Raw genomic sequence first — 316 nt, 5'->3', positions numbered from 1 at the left:
GCCTCCGCCTCGACCCCGGCGCCATGCTCTACCTCGGCACCGGCCGCCCCCACCTCCCCCTCCACGCCCACACCGACGCCACCCTCCTCCTCCTCGGCCCCCTCGACACCGCCACCTCCCCCGGCACCACCCTCGCCCCCCTCGGCATCTCGGACGGCAGGCGGGTAGGGCGAGAGTGGATATAGCCGGGGCGTTCTCGGTGGGCGCCGGCCCCACCCTCGCACGGCCCACCCACCACCCCCACCCCCACGCCCCCGAAGGCGAGGACGCCGGCCACCCCAGGGCCGGCCACACCGCGGTCGCCGGCCTCCGCCAG

The 316-nt window shown here is 78.2% G+C and carries 1 pseudogene; it reads left to right on the top strand.

The features are described 5' to 3' along the window. Positions 1 to 185 (top strand): annotated as a pseudogene (locus PUR56_RS12895) (hypothetical protein); the annotation flags it as partial. Positions 186 to 316 lie beyond the last annotated feature (131 nt).

It is taken from the genome of Streptomyces sp. BE303, assembly GCF_036290945.1.
Taxonomy (GTDB): domain Bacteria; phylum Actinomycetota; class Actinomycetes; order Streptomycetales; family Streptomycetaceae; genus Kitasatospora.
This window is presented reverse-complemented; position numbering and strand designations above follow the sequence as displayed.